General features: G+C 65.8%; 28 protein-coding genes. 19 read left to right on the plus strand and 9 right to left on the minus strand.

Features of this window, described 5'->3' with window-relative positions; genetic code table 11:
- Positions 1 to 117 precede the first annotated feature (117 nt).
- From CX676_RS16010 to CX676_RS23020, 8 genes are all read left to right on the plus strand, one after another.
- A complete protein-coding gene (locus tag CX676_RS16010; RefSeq protein ID WP_088233769.1) occupies positions 118 to 1,053 on the plus strand; it encodes a DUF2493 domain-containing protein in 936 nt (311 codons plus the stop codon).
- Positions 1,054 to 1,213: 160 nt separating this feature from the next.
- Positions 1,214 to 1,630: a hypothetical protein gene (locus tag CX676_RS16015; RefSeq protein ID WP_101753483.1), complete on the plus strand. Its 417-nt coding sequence runs from the start codon at positions 1,214 to 1,216 to the stop codon at positions 1,628 to 1,630.
- A 704-nt stretch (positions 1,631 to 2,334) separates the two neighbouring features.
- Positions 2,335 to 2,736, plus strand: a complete 402-nt coding sequence (locus CX676_RS16020) for a single-stranded DNA-binding protein (RefSeq protein WP_012092621.1) — start codon at positions 2,335 to 2,337, stop codon at positions 2,734 to 2,736.
- A 232-nt stretch (positions 2,737 to 2,968) separates the two neighbouring features.
- The gene (locus CX676_RS16025; protein WP_058099093.1) at positions 2,969 to 3,220 is read left to right on the plus strand and encodes a helix-turn-helix domain-containing protein; all 252 of its coding nucleotides are present in this window, start codon (positions 2,969 to 2,971) and stop codon (positions 3,218 to 3,220) included.
- 39 nt (positions 3,221 to 3,259) lie between these two features.
- Positions 3,260 to 3,592, plus strand: a complete 333-nt coding sequence (locus CX676_RS16030) for a DNA -binding domain-containing protein (RefSeq protein WP_456299508.1) — start codon at positions 3,260 to 3,262, stop codon at positions 3,590 to 3,592.
- 112 nt (positions 3,593 to 3,704) lie between these two features.
- Entirely contained in the window at positions 3,705 to 4,001 is a 297-nt protein-coding gene (locus tag CX676_RS23015) for a transcriptional regulator domain-containing protein (RefSeq protein WP_101753485.1), read from the plus strand.
- Positions 3,967 to 4,476, plus strand: a complete 510-nt coding sequence (locus tag CX676_RS16040; RefSeq protein ID WP_232816485.1) for a DUF2285 domain-containing protein — start codon at positions 3,967 to 3,969, stop codon at positions 4,474 to 4,476. Before CX676_RS23015 ends, CX676_RS16040 begins: the two co-directional genes overlap by 35 nt.
- 373 nt (positions 4,477 to 4,849) lie before the next feature.
- On the plus strand, positions 4,850 to 4,960 hold the full coding sequence (locus CX676_RS23020) for a DUF6127 family protein (protein ID WP_223191438.1): 111 nt from the start codon (positions 4,850 to 4,852) through the stop codon (positions 4,958 to 4,960).
- A 27-nt stretch (positions 4,961 to 4,987) separates the two neighbouring features.
- On the opposite strand, the gene cueR is transcribed toward CX676_RS23020, so the two are convergent.
- Positions 4,988 to 5,437, minus strand: a complete 450-nt coding sequence (gene cueR, locus CX676_RS16050) for a Cu(I)-responsive transcriptional regulator (RefSeq protein ID WP_058099091.1) — start codon at positions 5,435 to 5,437, stop codon at positions 4,988 to 4,990.
- Positions 5,438 to 5,592: 155 nt separating this feature from the next.
- Entirely contained in the window at positions 5,593 to 8,154 is a 2,562-nt protein-coding gene (locus CX676_RS16055; RefSeq protein WP_101753486.1) for a heavy metal translocating P-type ATPase, read from the minus strand.
- A gap of 160 nt (positions 8,155 to 8,314) precedes the next feature.
- Here CX676_RS16055 and CX676_RS16060 point away from each other — a divergent pair, with 160 nt between their 5' ends.
- Both CX676_RS16060 and copM (CX676_RS16065) read left to right on the plus strand, forming a co-directional pair.
- Positions 8,315 to 8,521 carry a heavy-metal-associated domain-containing protein gene (locus tag CX676_RS16060; protein ID WP_058099090.1) on the plus strand — a complete coding sequence of 69 codons (207 nt, stop codon included), beginning with the start codon at positions 8,315 to 8,317 and terminating at the stop codon, positions 8,519 to 8,521.
- Positions 8,521 to 8,925, plus strand: coding sequence for a CopM family metallochaperone (gene copM, locus CX676_RS16065; protein ID WP_058099089.1), 405 nt, complete (start codon positions 8,521 to 8,523; stop codon positions 8,923 to 8,925). The genes CX676_RS16060 and copM (CX676_RS16065) overlap by 1 nt, the downstream gene beginning before the upstream one ends.
- A 126-nt stretch (positions 8,926 to 9,051) precedes the next feature.
- On the opposite strand, the gene copM (CX676_RS16070) is transcribed toward copM (CX676_RS16065), so the two are convergent.
- From copM (CX676_RS16070) to CX676_RS16100, 7 genes are all read right to left on the minus strand, one after another.
- Positions 9,052 to 10,599, minus strand: a complete 1,548-nt coding sequence (gene copM, locus CX676_RS16070; RefSeq protein ID WP_058099088.1) for a CopM family metallochaperone — start codon at positions 10,597 to 10,599, stop codon at positions 9,052 to 9,054.
- A gap of 131 nt (positions 10,600 to 10,730) precedes the next feature.
- Positions 10,731 to 11,141, minus strand: a complete 411-nt coding sequence (locus tag CX676_RS16075; protein ID WP_157935968.1) for a hypothetical protein — start codon at positions 11,139 to 11,141, stop codon at positions 10,731 to 10,733.
- A 164-nt stretch (positions 11,142 to 11,305) separates the two neighbouring features.
- Positions 11,306 to 11,791: a DUF411 domain-containing protein gene (locus tag CX676_RS16080; protein WP_058099086.1), complete on the minus strand. Its 486-nt coding sequence runs from the start codon at positions 11,789 to 11,791 to the stop codon at positions 11,306 to 11,308.
- A 120-nt stretch (positions 11,792 to 11,911) separates the two neighbouring features.
- A complete protein-coding gene (locus CX676_RS16085; RefSeq protein WP_088233771.1) occupies positions 11,912 to 14,317 on the minus strand; it encodes a heavy metal translocating P-type ATPase in 2,406 nt (801 codons plus the stop codon).
- Positions 14,318 to 14,418: 101 nt separating this feature from the next.
- A complete protein-coding gene (locus tag CX676_RS16090) occupies positions 14,419 to 15,390 on the minus strand; it encodes a cation diffusion facilitator family transporter (protein WP_088233772.1) in 972 nt (323 codons plus the stop codon).
- Positions 15,391 to 15,447: 57 nt separating this feature from the next.
- The gene (locus tag CX676_RS16095; RefSeq protein WP_058099084.1) at positions 15,448 to 16,956 is read right to left on the minus strand and encodes a multicopper oxidase family protein; all 1,509 of its coding nucleotides are present in this window, start codon (positions 16,954 to 16,956) and stop codon (positions 15,448 to 15,450) included.
- Positions 16,957 to 17,029: 73 nt separating this feature from the next.
- Positions 17,030 to 17,410, minus strand: a complete 381-nt coding sequence (locus CX676_RS16100) for a hypothetical protein (protein ID WP_232816486.1) — start codon at positions 17,408 to 17,410, stop codon at positions 17,030 to 17,032.
- 151 nt (positions 17,411 to 17,561) lie between these two features.
- On the opposite strand from CX676_RS16100, the gene CX676_RS16105 reads away from it, so the two are divergent.
- From CX676_RS16105 to CX676_RS16145, 9 genes are all read left to right on the plus strand, one after another.
- Positions 17,562 to 17,966 (plus strand): c-type cytochrome, encoded by a 405-nt coding sequence (locus tag CX676_RS16105; RefSeq protein WP_052174987.1) that lies wholly within the window; start codon positions 17,562 to 17,564, stop codon positions 17,964 to 17,966.
- Between the two features lie 206 nt (positions 17,967 to 18,172).
- Positions 18,173 to 19,450: an ATP-grasp domain-containing protein gene (locus tag CX676_RS16110; protein ID WP_101753489.1), complete on the plus strand. Its 1,278-nt coding sequence runs from the start codon at positions 18,173 to 18,175 to the stop codon at positions 19,448 to 19,450.
- A gap of 531 nt (positions 19,451 to 19,981) precedes the next feature.
- Positions 19,982 to 20,263, plus strand: coding sequence for a helix-turn-helix transcriptional regulator (locus CX676_RS16115; protein WP_012092626.1), 282 nt, complete (start codon positions 19,982 to 19,984; stop codon positions 20,261 to 20,263).
- A 114-nt stretch (positions 20,264 to 20,377) separates the two neighbouring features.
- Positions 20,378 to 21,457 (plus strand): replication initiator protein A, encoded by a 1,080-nt coding sequence (locus tag CX676_RS16120; protein WP_456299515.1) that lies wholly within the window; start codon positions 20,378 to 20,380, stop codon positions 21,455 to 21,457.
- Positions 21,454 to 22,107: a ParA family partition ATPase gene (parA, locus tag CX676_RS16125; protein WP_058096760.1), complete on the plus strand. Its 654-nt coding sequence runs from the start codon at positions 21,454 to 21,456 to the stop codon at positions 22,105 to 22,107. The genes CX676_RS16120 and parA overlap by 4 nt, the downstream gene beginning before the upstream one ends.
- On the plus strand, positions 22,104 to 22,847 hold the full coding sequence (locus tag CX676_RS16130) for a DNA-methyltransferase (RefSeq protein WP_101753491.1): 744 nt from the start codon (positions 22,104 to 22,106) through the stop codon (positions 22,845 to 22,847). The genes parA and CX676_RS16130 overlap by 4 nt, the downstream gene beginning before the upstream one ends.
- Complete coding sequence (locus CX676_RS16135; protein WP_058096762.1) at positions 22,844 to 23,098, plus strand: ribbon-helix-helix protein; 255 nt, start codon at positions 22,844 to 22,846, stop codon at positions 23,096 to 23,098. The genes CX676_RS16130 and CX676_RS16135 overlap by 4 nt, the downstream gene beginning before the upstream one ends.
- Positions 23,095 to 23,580: a DUF2840 domain-containing protein gene (locus tag CX676_RS16140; protein WP_058096763.1), complete on the plus strand. Its 486-nt coding sequence runs from the start codon at positions 23,095 to 23,097 to the stop codon at positions 23,578 to 23,580. Before CX676_RS16135 ends, CX676_RS16140 begins: the two co-directional genes overlap by 4 nt.
- The gene (locus tag CX676_RS16145) at positions 23,577 to 24,122 is read left to right on the plus strand and encodes a S26 family signal peptidase (RefSeq protein ID WP_058096764.1); all 546 of its coding nucleotides are present in this window, start codon (positions 23,577 to 23,579) and stop codon (positions 24,120 to 24,122) included. Before CX676_RS16140 ends, CX676_RS16145 begins: the two co-directional genes overlap by 4 nt.
- Positions 24,123 to 24,133: the final 11 nt, after the last annotated feature.

The following is a 24,133-nucleotide window of genomic DNA, read 5'->3' on the forward strand; positions in this document are numbered from 1 at the left end:
ACCCCGGCCATCGAGGCCCTCGCGGAGCGGGCGAGGGCTGCCAACCCGCCTCGCCCGTGCGCTTCGACGCCTGCGAAGGCCGCGATGGGCGCGGTCTCCAGACAAAGGACGCTCCCGATGACGATTGATCCCGAATATGCAGGGGCCGAGCCGGTCCACACCTCCTCCCAGACCGATCACGCCCTCTCTGAGCTCCAGCTCTACGGCTGGCGTCCCTTCCAGGATGAACCCGATCCAAGGCCGCTGCCCGAGGGCAATACCGTCGCTGCCGCCGTCACCGACATCTTCGACGCCCTTGTGGCGACGCTCAGTGACACCCGCCTTGAGCCCGATCTCGAAGAACTGCTCTGGGGGACCGCAAATCTCTTCCACCGGGCCACCGGCCGGGTGGAACGCGATCTCGACGACAACGAGCAGGCACAGCGCCGGATGCAGCGGGAACAGGACGGCAGCGAAGTGAAGTCCGTCGAACTCGAACGCCTCACGGCCGAGGGACAGACTCTGATCGAACGGCGCAGCAGCATGGAACTCTTCCGCGACCTCGCCGCCGAGGCTTTCGAGCACCATACCGGCAGCGCCTGGCGACCGCGCACCGGCTCGATGGTCAACCATCGCAACCTGACCGCCGCGATGATCGACAGCCGCGACTTCCTCGCCGCGAAGCGCCGGGCCGAGACCGAGGTGATGCTGCCCGCCGGTCCAAAGGTGGCGCTGACCGGCGGTGCGGATTTCAACGATCATCGCCTGATTTGGGCGAAGCTCGATCAGGTCCATGCCAAGCACCCCGACATGGTGCTGCTGCACGGTGGCTCGCCGAAGGGGGCGGAGTTGATCGCATCCCGCTGGGCGGACAACCGCAAGGTTCCACAGGTCGCCTTCCGGCCCGACTGGACCAAGCACGCCAAGGCCGCGCCGTTCAAGCGCAACGATACCATGCTGGACGTGCTGCCGGTCGGCGTCCTCGTCTTCCCCGGCACCGGGATTCAGGAGAATCTCGCCGACAAGGCCCGCAAGCTCGGCATTCCGGTCATGAAGTTCGATGGCGGGGCGTAAGCCCCGCCGTTCGGCGGCTTTCAGCCGCCAAACCTTGACAGAAAGTGCCGCCGCGCCTTTGATGAAACATCCTTGCAGAACCGGCGAAGCAGCATAGTCGCAGGCGGAGCGCATCTCCCGGCAGCCTGTCGTGATCCCCAACCGTTCTCTGGAGGTTTCCATGACGCTGATCCTGCTTGCCATCTCGCTCACCATCGCGGCCTGCGTGATCGCTTGGAATCTCGCGATCTATGCCTTGCCCGTCATGGCGGCCATCACGGCCGCGCAATATGCTTGGGGCGCGGGAGCCGGTGTCGTGATGTCGGGCTTTGCTGCCATCGGCGCTGCCTTGTTCTCGATCGCCCTTGTGATCGTGGTTCTCGGCTTCGCGAAAAATCCGGCGCTGCGGCTCATTGCGCTTGCTCTCTTCGCCGTGCCTGCCGTCATTGCCGGCTATGCCCTTGTCTATGGCATCACCAAGAACGCCATCGACTCGGGCCTGGTCCTCAATCTGCTCGGCGGCATGGGCGGTCTCGTCCTCGGCATCTCGGCCATCGTCAATCTGAATGCCCTCGGCGAGTCGGTGTTCTCGCGCTGAAACTCCCGCCGCGATCCGCCACCTCCGAGTAAACCCGGCAGCTTGCGCTATCGGGCCTCGGTCGTTCCACCCAAGACGGAAAGTGAGTTCATCGCGGGCATGTCGCCGTCGCTCCCGGCCCGCTTCGCCCGGCTCTGGAAACGGTTCATCGGTGCGAACCCGCAGTTCTTTGCGGTCGATACCCCGCTGCATCGGTCCACCTCGCTTCGTAGGGCCTCCGAGAACACCTTCCTTGCCCCTTCACGATGCAGTGGGACCGAGCCTTTGGCCGATGAAGCAGGACGGTGCCACACTGGACCTGGGAACCCGATAGCCTGTTCGATCACATCGCGGATGACAGGGCCTTCCGGCGGCGGACGCGAGGGCGGCCGACAATGACGGGTGACGGCTGCCATGCCGGGTGGTCTTGGTTCAAATGGGGCTGACAGGTCACGGTTGCAAGCAAGGACGATGGTTCTGCTGTGCGTCCCCGATCCGCTCACGAAAGCACCATCCCTCCGCCTGACTGATCCCCTAAGTCCGTTCGGCTTCCACCAGCAACCCCCGCGGCTCCCAGCCGTGTTGCCGCGCAAGCGCGGCTGCCCGCCCCACCTGGGGCCTTGGGGGCAAGCTGCAGCAAGGGCGGCAGTTGCAGGAGTCTTCCGACGGCCTTGGCCGGGTCTCGTCGGAGGGACGGTCCCTCCGAGGAGCAACGGAGACCTACAATGCAGAACATCGTCATCCTCGCCGGCAACATCGGCCAGGCCCCCGAAACCCGCACCACCCAGGGCGGCACCGGCATCACCCACTTCACCCTGGCCACCTCGCGCCCCCGCTATTCGGAAGGCCGCGTCCTGCGCGACGAGAACGGCTATCGGGTCCAGGACACCGAATGGCACCGCATCACCTGCTTCAACGGCCTCGGCAAGACGGTCCAGCAGCATTGCGACAAGGGCATGAAGGTTCTGGTTCGCGGCCGCATCCACTACACGAAATGGACCGATGCCGCCGGGGTCGATCGCTACGGCTGCGAGATCATCGCCGAGACGGTCGATTTCCTGAGCCGGGCGAAGCAGACCCAGAACGACGACGGCAAGTTCATCGACGACGATGACATTCCGTTCTGATCGGGAACCCGAGGCCCGGCGGCGCAAGCCGCCGGGTTTCCCTCCTGCTTCACCGGATCGCGCCCGCCGCTTCTGGCAAGGTCCAGCGACCGAATCAGACGGGCATGGACGGGAGCGTCGTCTCTCTATCCTTGATAATTGCACCTGAATTTCGGCTGGTGCTCACAGCGAGAACGACTATTATAGCCGTAGTTCTGGAGTGCGTGCATATCCCGGTGGGAGGTGATCATGTATGATCACCGCTCGCCAATCACGGGCTGCGCGCGCGTTACTGGGATGGACACAGGAGACGCTCGCCGACAAGGCCCAGGTCGCATTGACCGCACTCAAACGCCTCGAATCCCAAAGCGGGCTCGAGGTGTTCGAGTCCACCCGTGACCAGGTGCGCCGCGCTCTCGAAGCGGCCGGGATCGTATTCCTGTCGACGGACAAGGGCGAGGGCGTGTTGCTGCAACACAATGGGGCCAACACCGACAAACGGTGAAATAGCGGCCAGCGTGATGTCAGGTTCTCGTCAAAAGGAATGGCTATCTTCCGCCGAAGATGGTTAACAAATACGTTACCCGTACGTGAGCGAATGATGGGCCGCGCGACACAGACATATCTCGACACACCACCGTCCAGCCAGACGCTGACGTCTTATGATCGCGAGCACATGAAGCTCTACATGCGCCTTCTCGATGCCGAGCGTGATGGCGCCGATTGGCGCGAAGCTGTGCAGGTTCTCTTTGGCCTCGATCCAGAGTGCGATCCCGACCGCTGCCGCTCCATCCATGATACTCATCTCGCTCGCGCGCATTGGATGACCGAACAGGGCTACCGCGAACTGGTCCGCGAAAGTCAGCGCAAGACCTGACCCGTGATGCGTGCCGCGCATCACCTGTTGACCAGCGCCTGACTTCCGAAACGCAACTCATGCGGGAATCTTGAGCCTTCCCTATTCGTTTGAGTGGATTCGGGAGGCCGCGATGACCCCTGACGCATCGACCTGGCGTTCTTCGGCGCGATACGACCATCTGGATGAACTGACGGCATCCGATCTGGCCTGGGAATGGCTGCGCCGCAATGACGATTATGACGCAGATTTTGAAGCCTCGATTGCCGACCAAGGAGACCCCCAACCGCTGACCGAACGGATCCGGCAGCGCTGGGGGTTGCGATTTCCCTGTCGATCCGCTGGTCCCGCCACCCGATGCGCCGGTCTTCTGGCTCCCAGCGGAGGACACAAGTGTGGTGGTGCTGACCGAAGCCCCTTCGGAACTTGACGACAGCACTGACGGCGCTCCGCCGAACTGGCGCCTCGACTTCTCGGTCGAGAACGCTGGCGCGGAGTTCCATGTCCCGCTTGGCAATGGGCAGAAGCTCCAGATCTTCGACGGCGCCATTATGGGGGACGCGATCGCGGTCGCCGTCGTCCCTCTCAGTCTCGCCGGTTTCGACCGGATCGAAGCCGTTCAACGCTTCCTTTCCGCCCTGCATGGACGCGCGATTCCCCCGGATACGCGCCTGACACGCCAGCAAAGGGAGCGACTCCGACGGATGCTGCGGGCTTTCGATGGCCATCGGGCCGGCACCACGCAGCAGGAGATCGCGCGTGTCCTCCTGAACACCGGCCGTCTCGACCGGGACGAATGGCAGGCATCCTCCGCCCGTCATGCCATCAAGGCACTCCTGCGTGACGCCCGTTCCATGGTCGCCGGCGGTTATCGGAAACTCCTTCGTCATCGCCGCCCACGATAGCGCGGGTTTGCGCCGGCAACAGCCACTTCGTTGCGCCCGTCGCGGGCGCGTGGCTCTTCGGTGCCACGCTGCTATACAAGATCAACTCCAGCACCAATGCGCGTATGCGCGGGCGGCTGGTGCTGAACGGATCGACCGAAATCCGAGATCAAAGGGCGAGATTTCAGGGGCGCACGCCTCCGAGGCGACGGCGCTCTGGCTGCAGACCATGGCGCCGCTCGCGCAGGGCGACACCGTCGAGTTGCAGGGCACCTTTCGCGCGGCGGATGGGTATTTCGCGGCCGATCACACGTCGTTCTGGGGCTGCAAGGTCGGTTGAGCGGCGGAAGGGAGAAGTGATGACACCACCCGTTCCGATCAGGGCTTTGTCCGCATGCCGGACGCCGAGTTCGAGGCGATCCTGACGCGCACGGCGGAAGAAGGCGCAAAACGCGCACTGGCGGATATCGGCCTCGACGGCGAAGAGGCCGCGCCGCCGGATTAAGCGGCGATGGCCGACAATGCCCCGCAGTCAGACGGAGGGGCGGCTGCCTGGCAGGGGTGCCCTCGCGGGTGCCGGCCGATGCTCCGGGGCCGCTTGCTCGAAGTCGCAGAGGATCGGGCAGTCGGGCCGGTGGTCGCCCGCGCAGGCGTCCGCCAGCGTCGTGAGCGTGGTGACCATGTCCTCCATCTCGGCGATCCGATGCCGCAGCTCCTCGATGTGCTGAAGAGCGACGCGCTTGACATCGCCGCTCTGCCGGCTGCCGTCACGCCAGAGGTTCAGGAGCTTCTGGATCTCGGGCACCGAGAACCCCAGATCGCGCGCGCGACGGATGAAGCGCAGCATGTGGACGTCGGTGTCCGAATAGTCGCGATAGCCCGATTGGGTCCGGTTGGCGGGAGGGATGAGGCCGGTCTGTTCGTAGTAGCGGATCATCTTGGCGGAGACTCCCGAGGCGTGGGCTGCTTGTCCGATGTTCATGGGTGGCTCCTTTGGTTGGTGGTGAAGATGAGCGGAACGGCCGCTGGCGGAAAGATGACGTCGTGCGTGACGTGCGTGATATTGGTCATGACGGTCTTCCAGGCTAGGGGAATGACCGGGACGCACTCTGGCGCCCCGGTCGGCGCGGGTGGCGATCACTCGGCAGGTGCAAGCCGGCCGGACATGGCGGGGCTGGCGGTCGCTGGGGCCGTCGGATCGGTCCCCATCGGCGGCGTGAAGCGGCGCAGGCGGAGCGCGTTGCCGAGCACGAAGACCGAGGACAGCGCCATCGCCCCGGCGGCGAAGACCGGCGACAGCAGAACCCCGTAGGCCGGGTAGAGCACGCCCGCCGCGACCGGGATCAGCGCGGTGTTGTAGGCGAAGGCCCAGAACAGGTTCTGCCGGATATTGCCGATCGTCGCGCGCGACAACGCGATGGCGTTGGGCACGCCCTTGAGGCTGCCCGACATCAGCACCACGTCGGCGGCCTCGATCGCCACATCCGTTCCGGTGCCGATGGCAAGGCCCACATCCGCCTCGGCCAGCGCCGGGGCGTCGTTGATGCCGTCACCGACATAGGCCAGCGTCCCATGACTGGTCTTGAGACGGCGCACGGCCTCGACCTTGCCTTCGGGCAGCACCTCGGCCACGACCTCGTCGATGCCTAGCCGCCGGGCGATGGCTTCGGCCGTGCGGCGGTTGTCGCCGGTGATCATCGCAACCTTCAGGCCGAGGTCGTGCAACGCCGCGATCGCGGCCGGCGTCGTCTCCTTGATCGGGTCGGCCACGGCGATGATCGCCGCCAGCTTGCCGTCGATCGCGGCGTAGAGGGGCGACTTGCCCTCGTTGCCGAGACGCTCGGCGATCTTGGCGAAACCGGCCACGTCATGGCCAAGCTCGGCCATGTAGCGGTCTGCGCCGATCTCGACGGGCTTGCCGCCGGCCACGGCCCTGACGCCGAACCCTGTCACCGACTCGAAGTTCGAGACGGCGGGCAGCGTAAGGCCTTCCCCGGCGGCCGCGTCCACGATCGCACGGGCGATCGGGTGCTCCGACTTCTCCTCGACCGCGGCGACGAGGCTCAGGACCTCGGCCCGCTCGAACCCGGCGGCCAGTTCCAGATCGGTCAGCGCGGGGGCGCCTTCCGTCAGCGTGCCGGTCTTGTCCACCGCCACGACCCTGGCATCCTTCAGCAGCTGGAGCGCTTCGCCCTTGCGGAACAGCACGCCCATCTCGGCGCCGCGCCCGGTGCCCACCATGATCGAGGTCGGCGTGGCGAGACCCATCGCACAGGGGCAGGCGATGATCAGGACCGCGACGGCGTTCACCAGCGCGAAGGTCAGCGCCGGGTCGGGACCGAAGAAGAACCAGATGCCGAAGGTCAGCGCCGCCACCGCCATGACGGCCGGGACGAACCACATGGTGACGCGGTCCACCAGCGCCTGGATTGGCAGTTTCGAGCCCTGCGCCTCCTCGACCAGGCGGATGATCTGCGCCAGCACCGTGTCCCCGCCGACCGCAGTGGCGCGAAAGGCGAAGGCGCCTTTCTGGTTCACGGTGCCGCCGGTCACGGCAGCGCCCGCCTGCTTCTGGACGGGGATGGGCTCGCCGGTGATCATCGATTCATCCACCCAGCTCTCGCCCTCGACCACCTCGCCGTCCACGGGGACGCGCTCGCCCGGATGGACCTCGACGAGATCGCCGGGAGCCACGTTGGCCACCGCGATGTCCTCGACGCGGCCGCCCCGGCGCACGCGCGCGGTCTTGGGCTGCAGGCCAACAAGGCGGGTGATCGCCTCGGAGGTGCGGCCCTTGGCGCGCGCCTCGAGATAGCGGCCGAGCAGGATCAGCGTCACGATAACGGCTGCCGCCTCGTAATAGACGTTGACGGTGCCCGCCGGCAGCAGGCCGGGGGCGAAGGTGGCGACAAGTGAATAACCGAAAGCCGCCAGCGTGCCGACCGCGACAAGGCTGTTCATGTCAGGCGCGCCACGGAACAGGGCGGGAAGGCCCTTCTGGTAGAAGCGGATGCCGGGGATGGCGAGGACCAGCAGCGTCAGCGCGAACTGGATATACCAACTGGCCTGCATGCCGATGGTGCCCGCGACGAGGTCATGGACGGCGGGAATGAGGTGGCTGCCCATCTCGAGGACGAAGACCGGCAGGGTCAGCGCCGCCGCCAGGATCAGGTCGCGCCGCAGCGTCTCGCGCTCGGCCTCCTTGCGGGCGTTGGCCTGCGCCTCATCGGCCCCGCCGCCGTCGATCAGCCGCGCCTCGTAGCCGGTTTCGGTGATGGCCCGCAGCAACGCGCCGGCATCGGCCGGGCCCGTGACGGTCGCGCGCTCGGTGGCGAGGTTGACGGTCGCCGAAGCAACGCCGGGCACCGCCTGCAGCGCCCTTTCGACCCGGCCCACGCAAGAGGCGCAGGTCATCCCCTCGATGGCGATCTCGACCGCACCCTGGGGCTTGGGCACGTCATAGCCCGCGCTTTCCACCGCACCCACCAGCGCGGCACGCTCGACCGGCGCGCTGAGACGGATGTCGGCGCGCTCGGTGGCCAGGTTGACATTTGCCGAGGCGACGCCGGGCACGGCCCGCAGCGCCTTCTCGACCCGGCCCACGCATGAGGCACAGGTCATGCCCTCGATGGACAGGCTGATCGGGGGCAGATTGATGCTGCCGGCTCCGGGCTCGCGATCTCGCGCTGGGGCGGTCATGAAGGGGGTCTCCTTGAAGCTATTCCATCATCCGCCAAGGGAGATAAGGGTTCCCATCGCTGGAAGGTCAAGACCTGTCAGGATCGATTCTTTCCTCTTGACCTTCCAACGATGGGAAACCCTATCTCACCTTGCATGAGACGAACCACAGGAGGCACTCATGCAGTTCCACATTGAAAATATGACCTGCGGCGGCTGCGCGTGCGGCGTGACCAGGGCGATTCACACGGTTGATCCCGCAGCGAACGTCGAGGCCGATCCCCCGAAGCGCAAGGTCGTCGTCACCTCCGGGCAGCCCCGCGCCGCCTTCGAGGCCGCGCTGGCCGAGGCGGGCTTTCCCGTCGCGCCGGTGGGGACGGTCGCCTGATGAACAAGCTGTCCGTTCTGTTCATGGCGACCGCGCTTGCCGCCGCGGGCGGACTGGCCGTTGCGCAATCGCAGATCGTGGATGAAGGCGTTACGATCACGGATCGTTCGGACATGGGTCATGGCGCGCATGGTGCGGCTGCCTCCGACAGCCCGGCAGTTCAGGCCTACATGGCCGCAAACGACCGCATGCATGCCGGGATGGCCGTCGAGTTCAGTGGCGACGCCGACGTGGATTTCATGCGCAGCATGATCCCGCACCATCAGGGCGCCATCGACATGGCGCGCGTCGTGTTGGGACACGGCGAGGACCCGCAGATCCGTGCCCTCGCCGAAGACGTGATCGCGGCGCAGGAGGGCGAGATCGCCATGATGCGCGAGTGGCTGGCCGCCCGCGGTCAGTAACAGGCTCGCGCCCCCCAAGGGATAGCGAGGGCCCGCCAATGAGACGGCGGGCCCTATTGTTCTGACCGACCGCGGCTCGGTGCCTGGCCGGTAGCTGGCGCCGGAGCGAACTCCGGCGCCGATCGCTCAGCGCGCCGGGCCGCCGTAGACGATGCCGTTCGGGCGATCGCCAACCGGCACTGTCTTGACCACTTCCTGGCTCCCCACGTCGATGATCGACACGGTATCGTCGGCGATGTTGGTCACGAACACATAGACCCCGTCCGCCGATGCCGATACTCCATGGGCGCCGCGGCCGGTGGTGATGGTCTTCACCACCTGACCGATTGCGGTGTCGATCACGGATACGGTGTCGTTCGGCTCGGCCTCGGTGCCCTGATTGGCGACATAGACGAATTTCCCATCCTGCGTCGCGATGAGCTGGATCGGGTTCGGCCCGACGTCGATCCTGTTCGTCACCTCGCGGGTTGAAGTGTCGATCACGGCGACGCGGTTCTCGTCGCGCAGCGAGACATAGACCTGATCGCCCGAGGGCGTGAACCCGACCTGAACCGGCGCGGTCCCGATCGGAATGCGCGCGACCTCGGACAGCGCCTGGGTGTCGATGACGGACACGGACCCGTCCTCGACATTGGCCACGTAAAGCTGGGTCTCATCCGGGCTGAGCCGTAGGCCGTGCGGATAGTCCCCCGTCGCGATACGCCCGATGACTTCGGCCCGTGCGAGATCGACGACCGCGATCTCGTCTCCGCCGGCCAAGGAGACATAGGCGCGCCCCTGCCGGTCAGCGACCACATGGGCCGGGTGCGAGCCTACCGCGACGGTCGCCTTGGGCGCCGAGAGGTTCTGCGGATCGAGAATGACCAACAGACCCTCGGCCGCACCGTCCCCGCCGTGCCCATGCCCGTCCGACCCGTGATCCCCTTCGACGGCAGGATCGCCAACGGCCAACAGCAGCTTGCCGTCAGGCGTCAGGTCGACGTTGTGGGGCGCGATCGGGATCAAAACCGTGTCGACCGCTCCGGTGGCGAGATTGATGGCGCTGATGGAATTGCCGCCTTCATTGGCGGACCAGACAGTCCCGCCGGTCTGACCAAAGGGCGCAGGTGCCTCGCCGGCCTTCGCCTCCAGCCATGCCTGCATTTCGGCGATCTCGCCTTCCTGCACCGCGATGATCTGCTCCGCCCACTCCCTTGTCTTCGGGTCGTCGCCATACTGCAGGACGATCCGGGCCATATCGATCGCGCCCTGATGGTGCGGGATCATGCCCCGGACGAAGGCGACATCCGGATCGTCGGCCATGACGCCGTCCATCATCGGTCCGTGCATTTCATTCATCGATTCGACGTAGGCCCGGGTGAAATCCGGAAGGCTTTCGTTAACCGGGGCCGCCCCGGCGTTCGGCGCGCCCATCATCCCCTGCATCATCCCACCCTGCATCATCTGGCGCATCGCGCCCATGCATTCCGGGGTCATGGCCTGGCACTGCTCGGGCATCATCCCTTGCATGCCGGGCATCTGGCCTGAAGGCGGCGTTGGCGCGGGCGCCTGCTCCGCCTGTGCGGGCGGGGTTCCCGGGTGATGGGTGTCATGTCCGGCCTGCGCGAGAGCAGCGCCTGGCAGGCCTGCCAGCAGGCTGACAGTAAGGGCGATTACGATTGCTGTTCGGTTCATTGGATTTCATCCTCTGGTTCCGGAGCACCGGCCCGGATTTGCGGGCGCGGCTCTCCATCCTGTTCGTTTGTCTTTCGGGTTTGCGCGGAGCGGCCGGAGACGTCTCTCGTCCTCGCGGCGATCCCTGCGCATCACACAGCGATGAGACGTGGCGGCTTCAGGATGCCTTCGGGTGATCGGTCGTGCGGATCAGTGCGCACAACCGTGAAAACCTCACCGTTCACGGACGGGCCGAACGTCGGCGGCGCGACGAGAACCGCGGCGGCCAGACAGATCTGGCAGCAGTCCGCCGGACCCTGGCCACTGTCCTCGTTCAGGCAGCCTGCCGATTGATCTGCGCCATGCTCGTCCGGCAGGTGAGGCTGGGCGCAGTGGCTTGCCGTGGCGGCGACCTGCTGCTGGTGGATGGCGTGTCCGGCGGGGCCGGCATGTACCGGGACCTGCAGAACCAGGGCGCCGATGGCAAGCAGCAGGATGCAAACCGCAAACTGGCGCAATCGGCCGCATCTCACCCGGAAGGCAGCTCGCACCCGCCCGGTCATGCGCCACTTTCCTTCCCGGCGGCACGCCGGGCCAGTGCGATGTCGCGTTCACGTCTCCCGCCACCCGACGCCGCGAGACCGCCCCGCTGACGGAGGCAAGCCGCCTCGGCCAGGTGCTGTTTCGGATCATTCGCAAGTCGGGCGATCATGTCGGCAGCCCCGTGTCAGATTTCCCGTGGACCGAGAAAGCGCCCGAAGCTCCGGACGGTCGGGCCGAACAGGAACGCTTCATAGGGCTCGGGATCGACGCCCGGAAAATCCATGCCGGGCGAGCCGGCCGGCATGCCGGGAACGGCCAGCCCCGTCGCGTCAGGCCGCTCGGCCAGAAGGCGGCGGATGGCTGCGGCAGGCACATGGCCCTCGACCACGTAGCCGCCCACCTCGGCGGTGTGGCAGGAGGCCAGTTCGGCCGGGACGCCGAGCCGCTGCTTGAGGCTGTCCATATCGGAGGATTCTACCACCTTCACCGGGAAGCCTGCGGCCTCGATATGCGCGACCCAGCCATCGCAGCAGCCGCAGGATGGATCCTTGCTGACGCTCACCAGCGGCAGCGCTTCTGCATGTCCCCGCCTTGGCATGGACATCAGCAGGGGCAGCGCGCCGGCAGCGGCCAGAACGGTGCGCCGGCTGATGGGGTGATCGTTTCTCATCGTCAAACCTCGTTTCATGGATTCATTATCTCGCCGTCACGGTCCGGGCGCGACGCACGAAGGGGTGAGCAGGTGCTTGCATGCTGCGGCATGGTGCCGGCAGAGGCGCGCCAGCGGGCATCACAGCTTCACCCTCCGCAGCCGAGCGGCATTGGTGATCACGCTGACCGAGGACAGCGCCATGGCGGCCGCCGCGATGATCGGCGACAGCAGGATGCCGAAGAACGGATACAGCACCCCGGCCGCGACCGGCACGCCCAGAGCGTTGTAGATGAAGGCGAAGAACAGGTTCTGGCGGATATTGCCCATGACCGCTTCCGACAGCTTGCGGGCGCGGACGATGCCGGTCAGATCGCCCTTGAGCAATGTGACGCCCGCGCTTTCCATCGCCACATCGGTGCCGGTGCCCATGGCGATGCCAACGTCCGCAGCGGCCAGCGCCGGGGCGTCGTTGACGCCGTCGCCGGCCATCGCCACCACCTCGCCCGCCGCCTTGTGCCGCTGCACGACCGCGCTCTTCTGGTCGGGCAGCACCTCCGCCTCGACCTCGTCGATGCCGAGCTGGCGCGCGACGGCCTTCGCCGTGGTCCAGTTGTCGCCGGTGAGCATCACCACGCGGATGCCCTGCTCCTTGAGCGCGGCGAGCGCCTCGGGCGTCGATGGCTTGACCGGATCGGCGATGGCAAAGATGGCCGCAACCTGCCCGTCCACCCCCATGAAGATCGCGGTTGCGCCGTCCTCGCGCAGCCGGTCGGCCTCATCGGCCAGCGGCGCGACATCGACGCCCTGCTCGGCGAGGAACTTGGCATTGCCAAGGGGAATGCGCTTGCCCTCGACCACTCCGAGCGCGCCCTTGCCGGTGGGTGAGTCGAAATCCGCGACCGGTGCGAGTTCAAGCCCGCGCTCCTCGGCCGCCCGCACGATGGCCAGCGCCAACGGATGCTCGCTGGCGCGTTCGACACTGGCGGCAAGGCGCAAGGCTTCTTCCTCGGTAAAGCCAGCAGCCGGAACGATGGCGGTGACGGCGGGCCGGCCCTCGGTCAGGGTGCCGGTCTTGTCGACAATGATGGTGTCGACCTTCTCCATATGCTCCAGCGCCTCGGCGTTCTTGATCAGCACGCCCGCCTGCGCGCCGCGCCCGACGCCGACCATGATCGACATCGGCGTCGCCAGCCCCAGCGCACAGGGGCAGGCGATGATCAGAACCGAGACCGCCGCGATGAGACCGAACGAGAAGCGCGGCTCGGGACCCCAGATCGACCAGGCGATGAAGGCGAGCACCGCGACCACGATCACCGCCGGGACGAACCAGCCGGAGACCTGATCGGCCAGCCGCTGGATCGGCGCGCGGCTCCGCTGCGCCTCGGCGACAAGCTGGACGATCTGCGACAGCATGGTGTCGCGGCCGACCTTCTTCGCCTCGATCACCAGCGCGCCGGACTGGTTCATGGTGCCGCCGATGGCGGTGGCGCCGACCTCCTTGGTCACCGGCATCGACTCGCCGGTCACCATCGATTCATCGACGGCGCTGCGACCCTCGAGCACCTCGCCATCGACCGGAACCTTCTCGCCGGGCCGCACCCGCAGGCGGTCGCCGACATGAACGGTGTCGAGCTGAACCTCCTCCTCGGTGCCGTCGTCGCGGATGATCCGGGCGGTCTTGGGGGCAAGGTCGAGCAGCGCGCGGATCGCGCCGCTGGTGCTCTCTCTCGCGCGCAACTCCAGCACCTGCCCGAGCAGCACGAGCACGGTAATGACCGCCGCCGCCTCGAAATAGACCGCGACCGAGCCGTCGGGCTGGCGGAACTGGTCAGGAAAAATGCCCGGCGCCAGCGTCGCCACGACGCTGTAGATCCAGGCCGTGCCGGTGCCCATGGCGATCAGGGTGAACATGTTGAGGCTGCGGTTGACCAGCGACTGCCAGCCGCGCTGGAAGAATGGCCAGCCCGCCCAGAGAACGACTGGCGTGGCGAGGAGCAGTTGCAGCCAGTTCGAGGCCTGCTGACCGATGGCGTGGGTCAGCCCGAAAAGATGCCCGCCCATCTCGAGGACGAACACCGGGATCGTCAGAGCAAGGCCGATCCAGAACCGGCGCGTCATGTCGATCAGTTCTACATTCGGCTCTGCCTCTAGGCTGACCAGAACCGGCTCCAGCCCCATGCCGCAGATCGGGCATGATCCGGGCCCGACCTGCCGGATCTCCGGGTGCATCGGGCAGGTGTAGATCGTCCCTTCGGGAACCGGCTCTGCCTTGGCCGCCGCGGCGGCCGGATCGAGATAGCGTTCCGGCTCGGCCAAGAACTTCGCCCGGCACCCGGCCGAGCAGAAGTAATATGGCCGACCGGCATGCTCGGCCTTGTGCTGGGTCGTGTGGGGATCGACCATCATTCCGCAGACCGGGTCCTTGACCTTGTGCGTGTCGTCCTGCGCGGCGGCTGCGTGGTCATGCGCGTGATCATGCACATGTCCGTGGGCCGAATGGGCGTGAGTCTGGTTCTGGTGATCGTGTTCCGTCTTGCTGGTCATGTTCACGCCTCCTCGGCGTTTCCTGAGCTTGCGTTTCGTCTGTTCTGCGCCTTCCAATCGCTGGAAGGTCAAGAGGTGATTGGATTCCGGAGTTCCTGCCGTCAGTGACTACCGTGGACCTTTCCGACGCTGGCCCGTCCTGACCCGGCATGTGACCGCGTGATGTCGATGTCGGCCGCGGTCTCCTCACCATCGAGACAGTATTCCTCGATCTGCAACGTCGAGAAGTAGATGTTGAACTGCTGGCGCAGAAGATTGTTCGCCTGCCGCAGCACCCGCTCGCCGTCCTGCCAGTTCCGAACGCAGATATGGCTCGAGAAGACATTGCGCCCGGATGTCAGGCTCCAGGCATGGACGTGATGCACGTCCGTCACCCCCTCCAATTGCCGGATGGCCTCGATGGCGGCTTCCAGGTCGAGGTCTTCCGGCGTGCCTTGCAGCAGGATGTGCAATGCCTCGCGCAGAATGCCCCAGGAGGCCCAGAGCAGCACCAGTCCGAAGGCCATGCCAAGCAGAGGATCGATGGCCATAAAGCCCGTGAACCGGATCACCAGCGCAGAGATGATGATCAGGAAGCTGCCGACGAAGGTCTGCAGGATGTGCCAGTAGGCGCCGCGCATGTTCAGGTTGCCCTTCTGGCGCTCGTACAGCAGCCAGAGCGCGACAAGCTCGGTGGCGATCCCGCCCGCAGCGGCAAACAGCATCGGCGTCGTGGCCAGCTCGATCGGCTCCATGAGGCGCATCGCGCCCATCCACAGCACCAAAAGCGCCATCGCGACGAGAAACAGGCCGTTGAAAAGGGCGCCGAGGATCTCGGCCCGGACATAACCGAAGGTGCGCGCCGGGCTGGATTTCCGCTCGGTCAAGCGTAGCGCGACCAGCGCGATGAGCACGCCGCCCACGGCCGAGAAGGTGTGAAAGGCATCGGAGATGACGGCGACCGAGCCCGTCCAGATGCCGATTCCCAGCTCGATGACAAAGTAAAGGCCGGTGAGCCAGCCCGAGATGACAAGCGCCTTGCGATCGCCGCCCACGGGCATGTGACCGGCATGGCCGCCGTGAGACATCGACATGAGTCCGCCTCCTTGTTGCTGAGGGAGAACGCCGGGATCCGGCGTTCTCGGTTTGGCCTATGCGCTGACCGCGAATTCGGTCATCATGCCGGTTTCGAGATGCGGCATGTGGTGGCAATGCAACATCCAGCGCGCCGCCTCACCGGCGTCGAGCGCCACATCGACCATCGACATCGGCGGCACATAGACCGTGTCGCGCAACGCGCCCGCGACCGCACGTCCGTTCAGCCTGACGACCTGGAAGACATGCCCGTGCAGATGCATCGGGTGACCCATCATCGACATGTTGTGAAAGGACAGCACTACCCGCTCACCACTGCGCGCGGCTATCGGGCGATGCTGTCCCCAGACGGCTCCGTCGATCGTCCAGACATAGGGCTGCATCGAGCCGCCCAGCATCACCATATGGCTGCGGTCCACCGGCCGATCCGGCAGCGCCTCCGCCGCGAGCAGACGCGACTCCTGCGCCAGATCGGTGTCGAAGGCGGGGGCTTCCGATTCAGCCACGGCATCGATGCGCCGGATTTCGGCACCCTGCGTGGCAAGGATCAGGCCGGTGCGCTCACGCGCGCCTTCCCGCAGCGCGAGGATCGGCCAAGCGCCGCCCTCGTTCGGCAGGTCGATCTCCAGATCGAGCCGCTGGCCCATGGCCAGGCCGAAGCGCGTGCCAGAAACCGGCTGAACCGCATGTCCGTCCACCGCAACAAGCCGCGCCTGCGCCTCGCCGGTCTCGATCCAGAACACTGTCGCCGCGGCGGCGTTGATCACACGCAGGCGGACGCGCCCGCCGCGCTCGATCTGCACCACCTCGGGGTCCGACAGCGTGCGGTCATTGGCAAGATAGGCGTCCCAGTCGTAGTCATTGAGGTCCATCGCCATGGCGTCCATGGCACCCATCCCCATCATGCCGCCCATGGCGCCGTGATCCATGCCTTCCATCGGCATGTTCCCCATGGCGCCATGATCCATACCCGCCATGCCGCCCATGCCCGCGCCGTGGCCGCCTCCATGGCCGTCTGCCGTCCCATGGCCGTCGAGGATCTCGGCCATCACTTCCTCGGGCGCCTTGAACGAGAAGTCATGCAGGAAAAGCACTACTTCCTGACGGTCGGCGCTGATATCCTCGGCGCTGCGCACGATCAGCGGTGCTGCCAGAAGGCGCATTTCGTGCAGCGGCACATGCGCGTGCATCCAGTAGGTGCCGGGCAGCGGCGCGAAGTCATAGGCGCGTGTCTCGCCGGGGGCGAGCATCGGCAAAGGCATGTCGGGCACGCCATCCTGCGCGTTGGGCGGGATCTGGCCGTGCCAGTGGATCAGCGTGTCAACATCGAGATCGTTGCGCAGATCCACCCGGAAGCGCGCGCCGGGGTTGAGTGTCAGGCCCTGTCCGGTGGGTCCGGAAAGACCCCAGACGGTGGCGGCGCGACCGTCGATGTCCAGCGTCCGGCTAGCGGCGTGCAATGATAGCGGGGCGGCGCCCTGCGCGGCCGCGATCCGGGGCAGATGCGCATAGGCCAGCACGGCTGCGCCAGCGGCAAGAAAGCCGCGTCGTGAAAGGGTATTCATGGTCGTCTCCTCGGGACAGCCTGTCCCGTTCATCAAAACCGACAGAACGCCGCGGGCTCCAGCCCGGACGCAATCAGAGGAGACGGAGCTTGGGAGGTCGTTCGTTCAGCCCAGGTGCCCGACTGGCAAGCACTGCACCGGTCGGCAGGTCATGGCTGGCAGGCGCGTAATCGCTGCCAGAGCCTTCGCTCGGCGAGGTCAGGAAGACCGAAAAACCTACGCAAAGCAGCTCACAGCTTCCGGTGTCGATCGATCCGCAGTGCTGTTCGCCATCACAGGAATGTTCGCTGCCGGCCGCAACCTGCATCATCTCGCCGACATGCACCGAGTGATCCGGCTCTGCGCTCAAGCGCGCCGCGTGCGCGGACGTCGCCGTCGTCATGACGGCGATCGCGAGGACGGCAAGCATGGTGACGAGGCGCGAGAACATGCCGGAAAGATAGGCGCTGGTCACGGGAATGTCCATTGCCTCCGGCGTCGCGCCTCTGGCAGAAATTCATCCTCGGCATATAGCCAATAGAAATTCCTCGCCACCAATCATGCAACTCATGCGAAAAGAACTCCGTAATATCTTGTGGCCCGGGTTGCTCGTCGGAGGCCTGGTCATGGCGGTCTTCGCTGGCAGGCACTATGCCCAGACCGCATCCAACGCCGCGTCATCTGCAGAAGTCATCGAACAGGGCCGGCAGATCTATGCGGACCAATGTGCGTCCTGCCACGGTGCGCAGCTCGAGGGGCAGCCGGACTGGAAGACGCCCCTTCCGTCCGGGCGTCTCCCGGCGCCACCGCACGATGCCGGCGGCCACACGTGGCACCATCCCGATGACATCCTGTTCCGCATCGTCAGGGAAGGCACGGCCGCCATCGTCGGGGGCGGCTATGAGAGCGACATGCCGGGGTTTGCCGATCTTCTCAGCGACGCCGAGATCCGGGCTGTCCTCGCCTATATCAAGAGCACCTGGCCAGAGCGCGAGCGGACCTACCAGGAGAATGTGTCGCAACCACACTGATGGCACCTTCGGGATGGAGCTGCCCCTGCGACCGGCAGTGCAATTTCCCGAGGCCCACCGGTCACAGTTGAGGCCGCCGAACAGAAGCGGCATGTTTGGATCGACCTGATGGCGAAACCTTTGGGAGGGATGTTCGTGGGATTATTCATGGCTTACTTGGCATTTGAAGCGCGCTCGATCTTGGCGCCGCCTCGGGTTTTCCCTCGATGAACAATCCCGGCTCCAGTTCATCGAAGCGGGTTCAGGACCGCACGGACCGACTCAACAAGAACTGCTTCTGCGTTACACTGGACCTTCCATCGCTGCGCGAAGCGATGGAGCGCGAGGCCGGTGAGCCGGCATTCTTCGAGACGTTCATCCGCCCCAAGGCCCATCTGTTCTCGCACGTACCGGTGTTCCTTTCGGCCACCACCGTGGATGAGATGCGCGCCATCGCAGCGGCTGTGGAGACCACCGCCCAACTCGCGGCATACAAAGCCGCGGTCCTTTCCTGGGCGCCGGAAATCGCGCGGGCGGATCACGGTCCGATCGGGGCATTGATGGGCTACGACTTTCATCTTGGCGAAGACGGCCCCCGGCTGATCGAGATCAATACCAACGCCGGCGGGGCATTTCTCAATGCCTTTCTTGCAAGGGCGCAGCGCGCGTGTTGTGCCGAAATGGACATCCCCCCGACGCTGCTATCCTTTGAGGACGCGGCGTTCCGCATGTTCCAGAACGAATGGATTCGGCAGCGGGGAACGGGCGCGCCAGAACGCATCGCCATCGTCGACGACAATCCGCCGGAACAGTATCTTTATCCCGAATTCGTGCTCGCGCGGCGGGTTTTCGCGGCACGAGGGGTAGACGCGGTCATCGCCGATGCCAGCCAACTTCGCTACGACGATGGTCGGCTCAGCGTCGATGGAAAGACAATCGATCTCGTTTACAACCGGGTCACCGATTTCTCCTTCGATCAGCCCGAGCACAAGGCATTGCAGGAAGCCTACCGGGACGGCGCGGTGGTTGTGACGCCGAATCCGCACAACCACGCGCTCCTTGCCGACAAGCGCAATCTTTCGCTTCTTTCAAAACCCGCGACGCTGGAGGCCTGGGGCGTGGAGCCGAGACTTCGCGCCCTGCTTGATGCCGTTCCACGCACCGTCCTGGTCAATCCCGATAACGCTGACGCACTTTGGAAATCCCGCAGGGACCTGTTCTTCAAGCCGACCGGCGGGCATGGCGGCAAGGCGGTCTATCGTGGCGACAAGCTGACGAAAGGAGCTTGGGCGGAGATCGCGGAGGGCGGATACGTAGCCCAGACGCTGGTCCGCCCCAGCGAACGCATGATCAAGATCGACGAGACACCCCAGAGGCGCAAGATGGACGTGCGACTGTACACCTATGATGGGCAGGTGCTTCTGGTGGCCGCGCGCCTTTATCAAGGTCAGACCACGAACTTCAGGACGCCAGGGGGCGGCTTCGCGCCCGTGTTCGTGATCTGAAGCGTGAGCTGGCGGGGTTTGGCTTTAATATATCAATGCATTAATTTGGGGAGCATTCAACATCAGGCGCATCCCCTCCGGCACTTGCCCTCGCGAAAGCGTTCTCCCGATCCGGTTGCGGCCGGATTTTTTCGTTGTTTTCGAGGGCTATTCGGGCGGCTGAACACTGACCCCGCTGCCATGAGGTCCGGAAGCGGTTTCTCCGGACCGATACTCTCCTGACCTGATGACTGCGCCGGTTTGGTAAATTACCTACAGTAATCTGAAATCGTTTTCTTTTTCGAGATCGCCCGTCTGAACATTTCGATGCCGGTGGCGTTCGTGAGAAGGGGCATAAATCGAGCCGTCGCCCTCAGAACAGTTCGGTGCTGCCCTCATCACGGATACGGAGAGGGTGCCTTTCACCCCGATGGTGGGCGATTTCGATGCCTCCCAACTTCGCCCTGCATCTCGCCAGTCTTTCTTCGCCACCGTGGTCGTTGCCCGCCGCTGATCCGCAGCGGCCGTTTGCAACCCCACGGAGGCCCGATCATGCCACATGAACCCGTCGTCCTGCCGCCGCGTTTTCTACGGACCAAAGAGGCCGCGACCTTTCTCAGCCTCTCGGCCCGGACGCTCGAAAAACACCGCACCTACGGAACCGGGCCAGCCTATCGCAAGCTTGGCGGCCGTGTGGTCTATGCCATCGACGATCTTGAGGCCTGGACCGAGCGCGGCGCGGTGACCTCCACCTCCGATCCGCGCGGCTCCGTGCTGCCCGCCAAGCGTCATGCGTTTCCGTCCGGCCCGCAGGCTGGTCGTTACGCCCGCTGACCGCTCGCGGTTTTCTTCATGACGGTGCGACGTCGATCCCTTTCCGAGCGCGGGCAACTCGACCTGTTCAGGGCGCTCCCCGGCGATTTCGCGCCACGAGACGCGCAGGATCTCATGGCCTATCCCTTCTTCTCCCTCGCCAAGTCGAAGCGCATCGCGCCCATCGACTTCGCCGCCGGCAATGTCTCCATCCGGGTCGAGGCTGTTCCCGATCACGGCATGGCCACGATCTGGGACGCCGATATTCTGATCTGGGCGGCGAGCCAGATCGTCGAAGCCCGCGACAGCGGCCTTCGCACCTCCCGGCTGATGGCCGCCACGCCCTACGAGATTCTCACCTATGTCGGGCGCGGCACCGGCTTGCGCGACTATCAGCGCCTGAAGGCGGCGCTCGACCGGCTGCAATCGACCACGATTTCCACCTCGATCCGCCAGCCGGTCGAAGGGCGCCGGCATCGCTTCTCCTGGATCAACGAATGGCAGGAACGCACCGACCATAGCGGCAGACCCGATGGCATCGAGATGATCGTGCCGGACTGGTTCTACCAGGCCGTCCTCGACGATGCGCTCGTGCTGACCATCGACCGGACCTATTTCGACCTAACCGGCGGCCTTGACCGCTGGCTCTATCGCCTGGTGCGCAAGCACGGCGGTCGCCAGCGCGATGGCTGGCGGTTCGATTTCCGTCACCTTCACCAGAAATCCGGCAGCCTGTCGCCGTTCAAGCGCTTCGCCTTCGAGCTGCGCGACATCATCCGGCGCCAGCCTCTGCCGGGCTATTCGCTGTTTCTCGAAGCTGAGGTTGGCGGGCGGATGCTGCTGGCCTTCGAGCCGGTCGCGCCCTGTGGAAAACCTGTGGATGGCCTCGTGCTATCAGGAACCCGGACTATCGTGCTATCGGGAACCGGAGTCTCGTGCTATCAGGAACCGAAACCGGGCTTAACACCCGGAACCCATTCAGGAAATCGCGCCCTTAACTTAGAGTCTAACAAAGAGTCTAACTTTGAAGAGCGCGCGCGCGATGTGGAAAACCTCATCCGCGACACCGCCAGAAACCTCGGTAGAGCCGCGAAGGAGAGGGCCTCATGTGCCCTGACACCGCCTCGACCGGCATCTGATCGAGGCGCAACCGAGGCTCCTGAATCTGCCGATACACCCCGCCTGCCTCTCGATCTGCCGGGGGGGTGCGAATGATCATCGCGCTCCTCAACCAGAAGGGCGGCGTCGGGAAGACGACGCTGGCGCTGCATCTTGCCGGAGAATTGGCGCAGGGTGGCAAGCGCGTCACCCTGATCGACGCCGATCCGCAAGGTTCCGCCCTCGACTGGTCGCAACAACGCGCGCGTGAGGGCCTGCCCCGTGCCTTCGGCACACTCGGCCTGGCGCGCGATACGCTGCACCGTGAGGCGCCAGAGCTTGCTCGCGATGTCGATCATATCGTCATAGACGGGCCGCCGCGCGTCGCCGGCCTCATGCGCTCGGCGCTGCTCGCCGCCGATCTCGTGCTGATCCCGGTGCAGCCATCGCCGTTCGACGGCTGGGCCTCGGCCGAGATGCTCGCCCTCCTGACGGAAGCGAGCATCTATCGCCCGCAGCTCGTCGCGCGCTTCGTGCTCAACCGCTGCGGCTCGCGCACCGTCATTGCCCGCGAAACGGCCGAGACGCTGGCGGACCACGACCCCCCGCTACTCGCCAGCGCCATCGGCCAGCGCGTCGTCTTCGCCGACGCCGCGCAGACCGGGCGGCTCGCCAGTGAGATCGACGCCCGATCACCTGCGGCGCGCGAGATCGCAGCACTGGCTACCGAGGTCGAACGGCTGGGCATCGGGAGGGCGTCGGCATGACGATTCTCACCGGCGATTGCCGCGAACAGATGCCCTGGCACGCACCCTACGACATGATCCTCGCTGATCCGCCCTATGGCGGCACCTCGCTCGCCTGGGATCGGCGTGTCGAGGGCTGGGTCGGGCTGGCGCGCGCCGCGCTTACGCCGACCGGCTCGCTCTGGGTCTTCGGTTCGCTGCGCAGCTTCATGGCGACAGCGGACCGCTTCACTGATGCGGGCCTGCGGATCGCGCAGGAGGTGGTTTGGGAGAAGCAGAACGGCACCGGCTTTCATGCCGACCGCTTCAAGCGCGTGCATGAACTGGCGGTGCAGTTCTATCCCGCCGAGACGACATGGCGCGACATCTACAACGACGTCCAGACCACGCCCGACGCAACAGCCCGCACCGTCCGGCGCAAGCGGCGCCCACCCCATACCGGCAAGATCGACGCCGGCCATTACGTCAGCCATGACGGCGGGCCGCGCCTCATGCGCTCGGTCATCTACCTGCGCAACTGTCATGGCCGCGCCATCCATCCGAGCGAGAAACCTGCGGCGCTCCTGGAAATTCTGATCCGCACGAGCTGCCCGGAAGGTGGCCTGGTCGGCGACTGGTTCGCCGGTTCCGGCGCGGCCGGGGAAGCCTGCCGGCTTTCCGGCCGGCGCTATATCGGCTGCGAGATCGACCCCGACATGGCCGAGCGCGCGCGGGCGCGCATCGCCACCGTGCTGCCGTTTCATGACGGAGGCCCGTCATGACGGCGCGCACCGACAAGCGCGGCTTCGCCGCCCGCCCGGCCGATCCCGAAGGCTGGATCAGGGCCGGCGATGCGCGACCAGCGCGAGATGGCGCCGTAACCGCCCATTCCGCCCGGCTGACGATTGACATCACGCCCGAGCTTCGCGGGCGGATCAAGATCGCCGCGATCAGACGCGGCATCACCGTCGCCGACATGCTGCGCGACCTGCTGGCGCGCGAGTTTCCCGACATATCGGGAGACCGCCCATGAACGGCATCGACGCCCATGACGACGATCTGACCCGCGTGGAACTGACCTGGGTGGAAGGCAGGACCGAATACTGGATCAGGTTCGGCCATGAGGCGGGAACGCAGCTCCTCGACCGCAACCGCCGTATCGTCTCTTTCGGTCCTGGCGCGGTGTTCGCGTTCGTCCGCTGGGCGGCGAACGACCACGGCACGATCATTTCGCGCCTCGACATCCTGCGCGCGGTTGCGCCGGGCGAGTCCTATCAGACGCTGCCCTTCGCCCGTCCGGGCGGCGAAATCCTGCTGAAGATCGAAGGCTGGCCGAAGGTCGAGGCCGTCCTCCGCCATGTCGACGGGATCGAGGCCATTGGCGTCGATCCCGCCCAGGTCGATCCCGATCACTGGCGGCACGTTGCCCATTGGATGAACGCGGGCGAAGCGCCGCGACCCTACACCGCCGAGCGCCATCAGGCATGGCTCCGGCGCCGGGAGATCGCCCCATGACGCGCTTTCGCTATGTCATGGCGACAACGGCTGCCACGCTCGGGATCGCCATTACCGGATTCGTTCCGACCGCGCCAAGGCTGGTCTGGAACGCATCGGCCAGCGTGCCCATCGGCTTCTACACCGTCACGCCCACTCAGCGGATCGAGGTGCCCGATCTGGTCGCCGTCATCCCACCCGAACCCATCGCTTCGTTCATGGTCAAGCGCGGCTATGTCGCCCGCGACGTGCCGCTTCTGAAGCATGTCCTCGGCTTGCCCGGACAGCGCGTATGTCGCGCTGGCCGCGCCATCTCCGTCAACGGCGTTCCGCTCGGCGAGGCGCGCGACCACGACAGCCTCGGCCGAGACCTGCCGGTCTGGCTGGGCTGCCGCGTCATCGCCGAGGGCGAGGTTTTCCTGATGAACCCGGACGTCGGCGACAGCCTCGACGGCCGCTATTTCGGCCCGCTCCCCGCCTCCGCGGTGATCGGCCACGCGATCCCGCTTTTCACCGACGAAGACGGCGATGGCCGCTTTGTCTGGCGCGCGCCGATGCGGTGACGGCGCGTCCA

It is taken from the genome of Paracoccus zhejiangensis (assembly GCF_002847445.1).
In the GTDB taxonomy this organism is placed as follows: Bacteria; Pseudomonadota; Alphaproteobacteria; order Rhodobacterales; family Rhodobacteraceae; genus Paracoccus; species Paracoccus zhejiangensis.

Bases quoted from the DNA above. Each gene is read 5' to 3' on its own strand.
- CX676_RS16090 (WP_088233772.1), bottom strand. From the start codon at position 15,390: ATGTCGATGTCTCACGGCGGCCATGCCGGTCACATGCCCGTGGGCGGC.
- parA (WP_058096760.1), top strand. From the start codon at position 21,454: ATGATCATCGCGCTCCTCAACCAGAAGGGCGGCGTCGGGAAGACGACG.
- CX676_RS16145 (WP_058096764.1), top strand. From the start codon at position 23,577: ATGACGCGCTTTCGCTATGTCATGGCGACAACGGCTGCCACGCTCGGG.
- CX676_RS16075 (WP_157935968.1), bottom strand. From the start codon at position 11,141: ATGACCGGGCGGGTGCGAGCTGCCTTCCGGGTGAGATGCGGCCGATTG.
- CX676_RS16140 (WP_058096763.1), top strand. From the start codon at position 23,095: ATGAACGGCATCGACGCCCATGACGACGATCTGACCCGCGTGGAACTG.
- CX676_RS16130 (WP_101753491.1), top strand. From the start codon at position 22,104: ATGACGATTCTCACCGGCGATTGCCGCGAACAGATGCCCTGGCACGCA.
- CX676_RS16080 (WP_058099086.1), bottom strand. From the start codon at position 11,791: ATGAGAAACGATCACCCCATCAGCCGGCGCACCGTTCTGGCCGCTGCC.
- CX676_RS16025 (WP_058099093.1), top strand. From the start codon at position 2,969: ATGATCACCGCTCGCCAATCACGGGCTGCGCGCGCGTTACTGGGATGG.
- CX676_RS16110 (WP_101753489.1), top strand. From the start codon at position 18,173: ATGAACAATCCCGGCTCCAGTTCATCGAAGCGGGTTCAGGACCGCACG.
- CX676_RS16010 (WP_088233769.1), top strand. From the start codon at position 118: ATGACGATTGATCCCGAATATGCAGGGGCCGAGCCGGTCCACACCTCC.
- CX676_RS23020 (WP_223191438.1), top strand. From the start codon at position 4,850: ATGCCGGACGCCGAGTTCGAGGCGATCCTGACGCGCACGGCGGAAGAA.
- copM (WP_058099088.1), bottom strand. From the start codon at position 10,599: ATGAACCGAACAGCAATCGTAATCGCCCTTACTGTCAGCCTGCTGGCA.
- CX676_RS16115 (WP_012092626.1), top strand. From the start codon at position 19,982: ATGCCACATGAACCCGTCGTCCTGCCGCCGCGTTTTCTACGGACCAAA.
- CX676_RS16085 (WP_088233771.1), bottom strand. From the start codon at position 14,317: ATGACCAGCAAGACGGAACACGATCACCAGAACCAGACTCACGCCCAT.
- CX676_RS16060 (WP_058099090.1), top strand. From the start codon at position 8,315: ATGCAGTTCCACATTGAAAATATGACCTGCGGCGGCTGCGCGTGCGGC.
- CX676_RS16055 (WP_101753486.1), bottom strand. From the start codon at position 8,154: ATGACCGCCCCAGCGCGAGATCGCGAGCCCGGAGCCGGCAGCATCAAT.
- CX676_RS16030 (WP_456299508.1), top strand. From the start codon at position 3,260: ATGGCTATCTTCCGCCGAAGATGGTTAACAAATACGTTACCCGTACGT.
- copM (WP_058099089.1), top strand. From the start codon at position 8,521: ATGAACAAGCTGTCCGTTCTGTTCATGGCGACCGCGCTTGCCGCCGCG.
- CX676_RS16120 (WP_456299515.1), top strand. From the start codon at position 20,378: ATGGCCTATCCCTTCTTCTCCCTCGCCAAGTCGAAGCGCATCGCGCCC.
- cueR (WP_058099091.1), bottom strand. From the start codon at position 5,437: ATGAACATCGGACAAGCAGCCCACGCCTCGGGAGTCTCCGCCAAGATG.
- CX676_RS23015 (WP_101753485.1), top strand. From the start codon at position 3,705: ATGACCCCTGACGCATCGACCTGGCGTTCTTCGGCGCGATACGACCAT.
- CX676_RS16135 (WP_058096762.1), top strand. From the start codon at position 22,844: ATGACGGCGCGCACCGACAAGCGCGGCTTCGCCGCCCGCCCGGCCGAT.
- CX676_RS16020 (WP_012092621.1), top strand. From the start codon at position 2,335: ATGCAGAACATCGTCATCCTCGCCGGCAACATCGGCCAGGCCCCCGAA.
- CX676_RS16095 (WP_058099084.1), bottom strand. From the start codon at position 16,956: ATGAATACCCTTTCACGACGCGGCTTTCTTGCCGCTGGCGCAGCCGTG.
- CX676_RS16105 (WP_052174987.1), top strand. From the start codon at position 17,562: ATGGCGGTCTTCGCTGGCAGGCACTATGCCCAGACCGCATCCAACGCC.
- CX676_RS16015 (WP_101753483.1), top strand. From the start codon at position 1,214: ATGACGCTGATCCTGCTTGCCATCTCGCTCACCATCGCGGCCTGCGTG.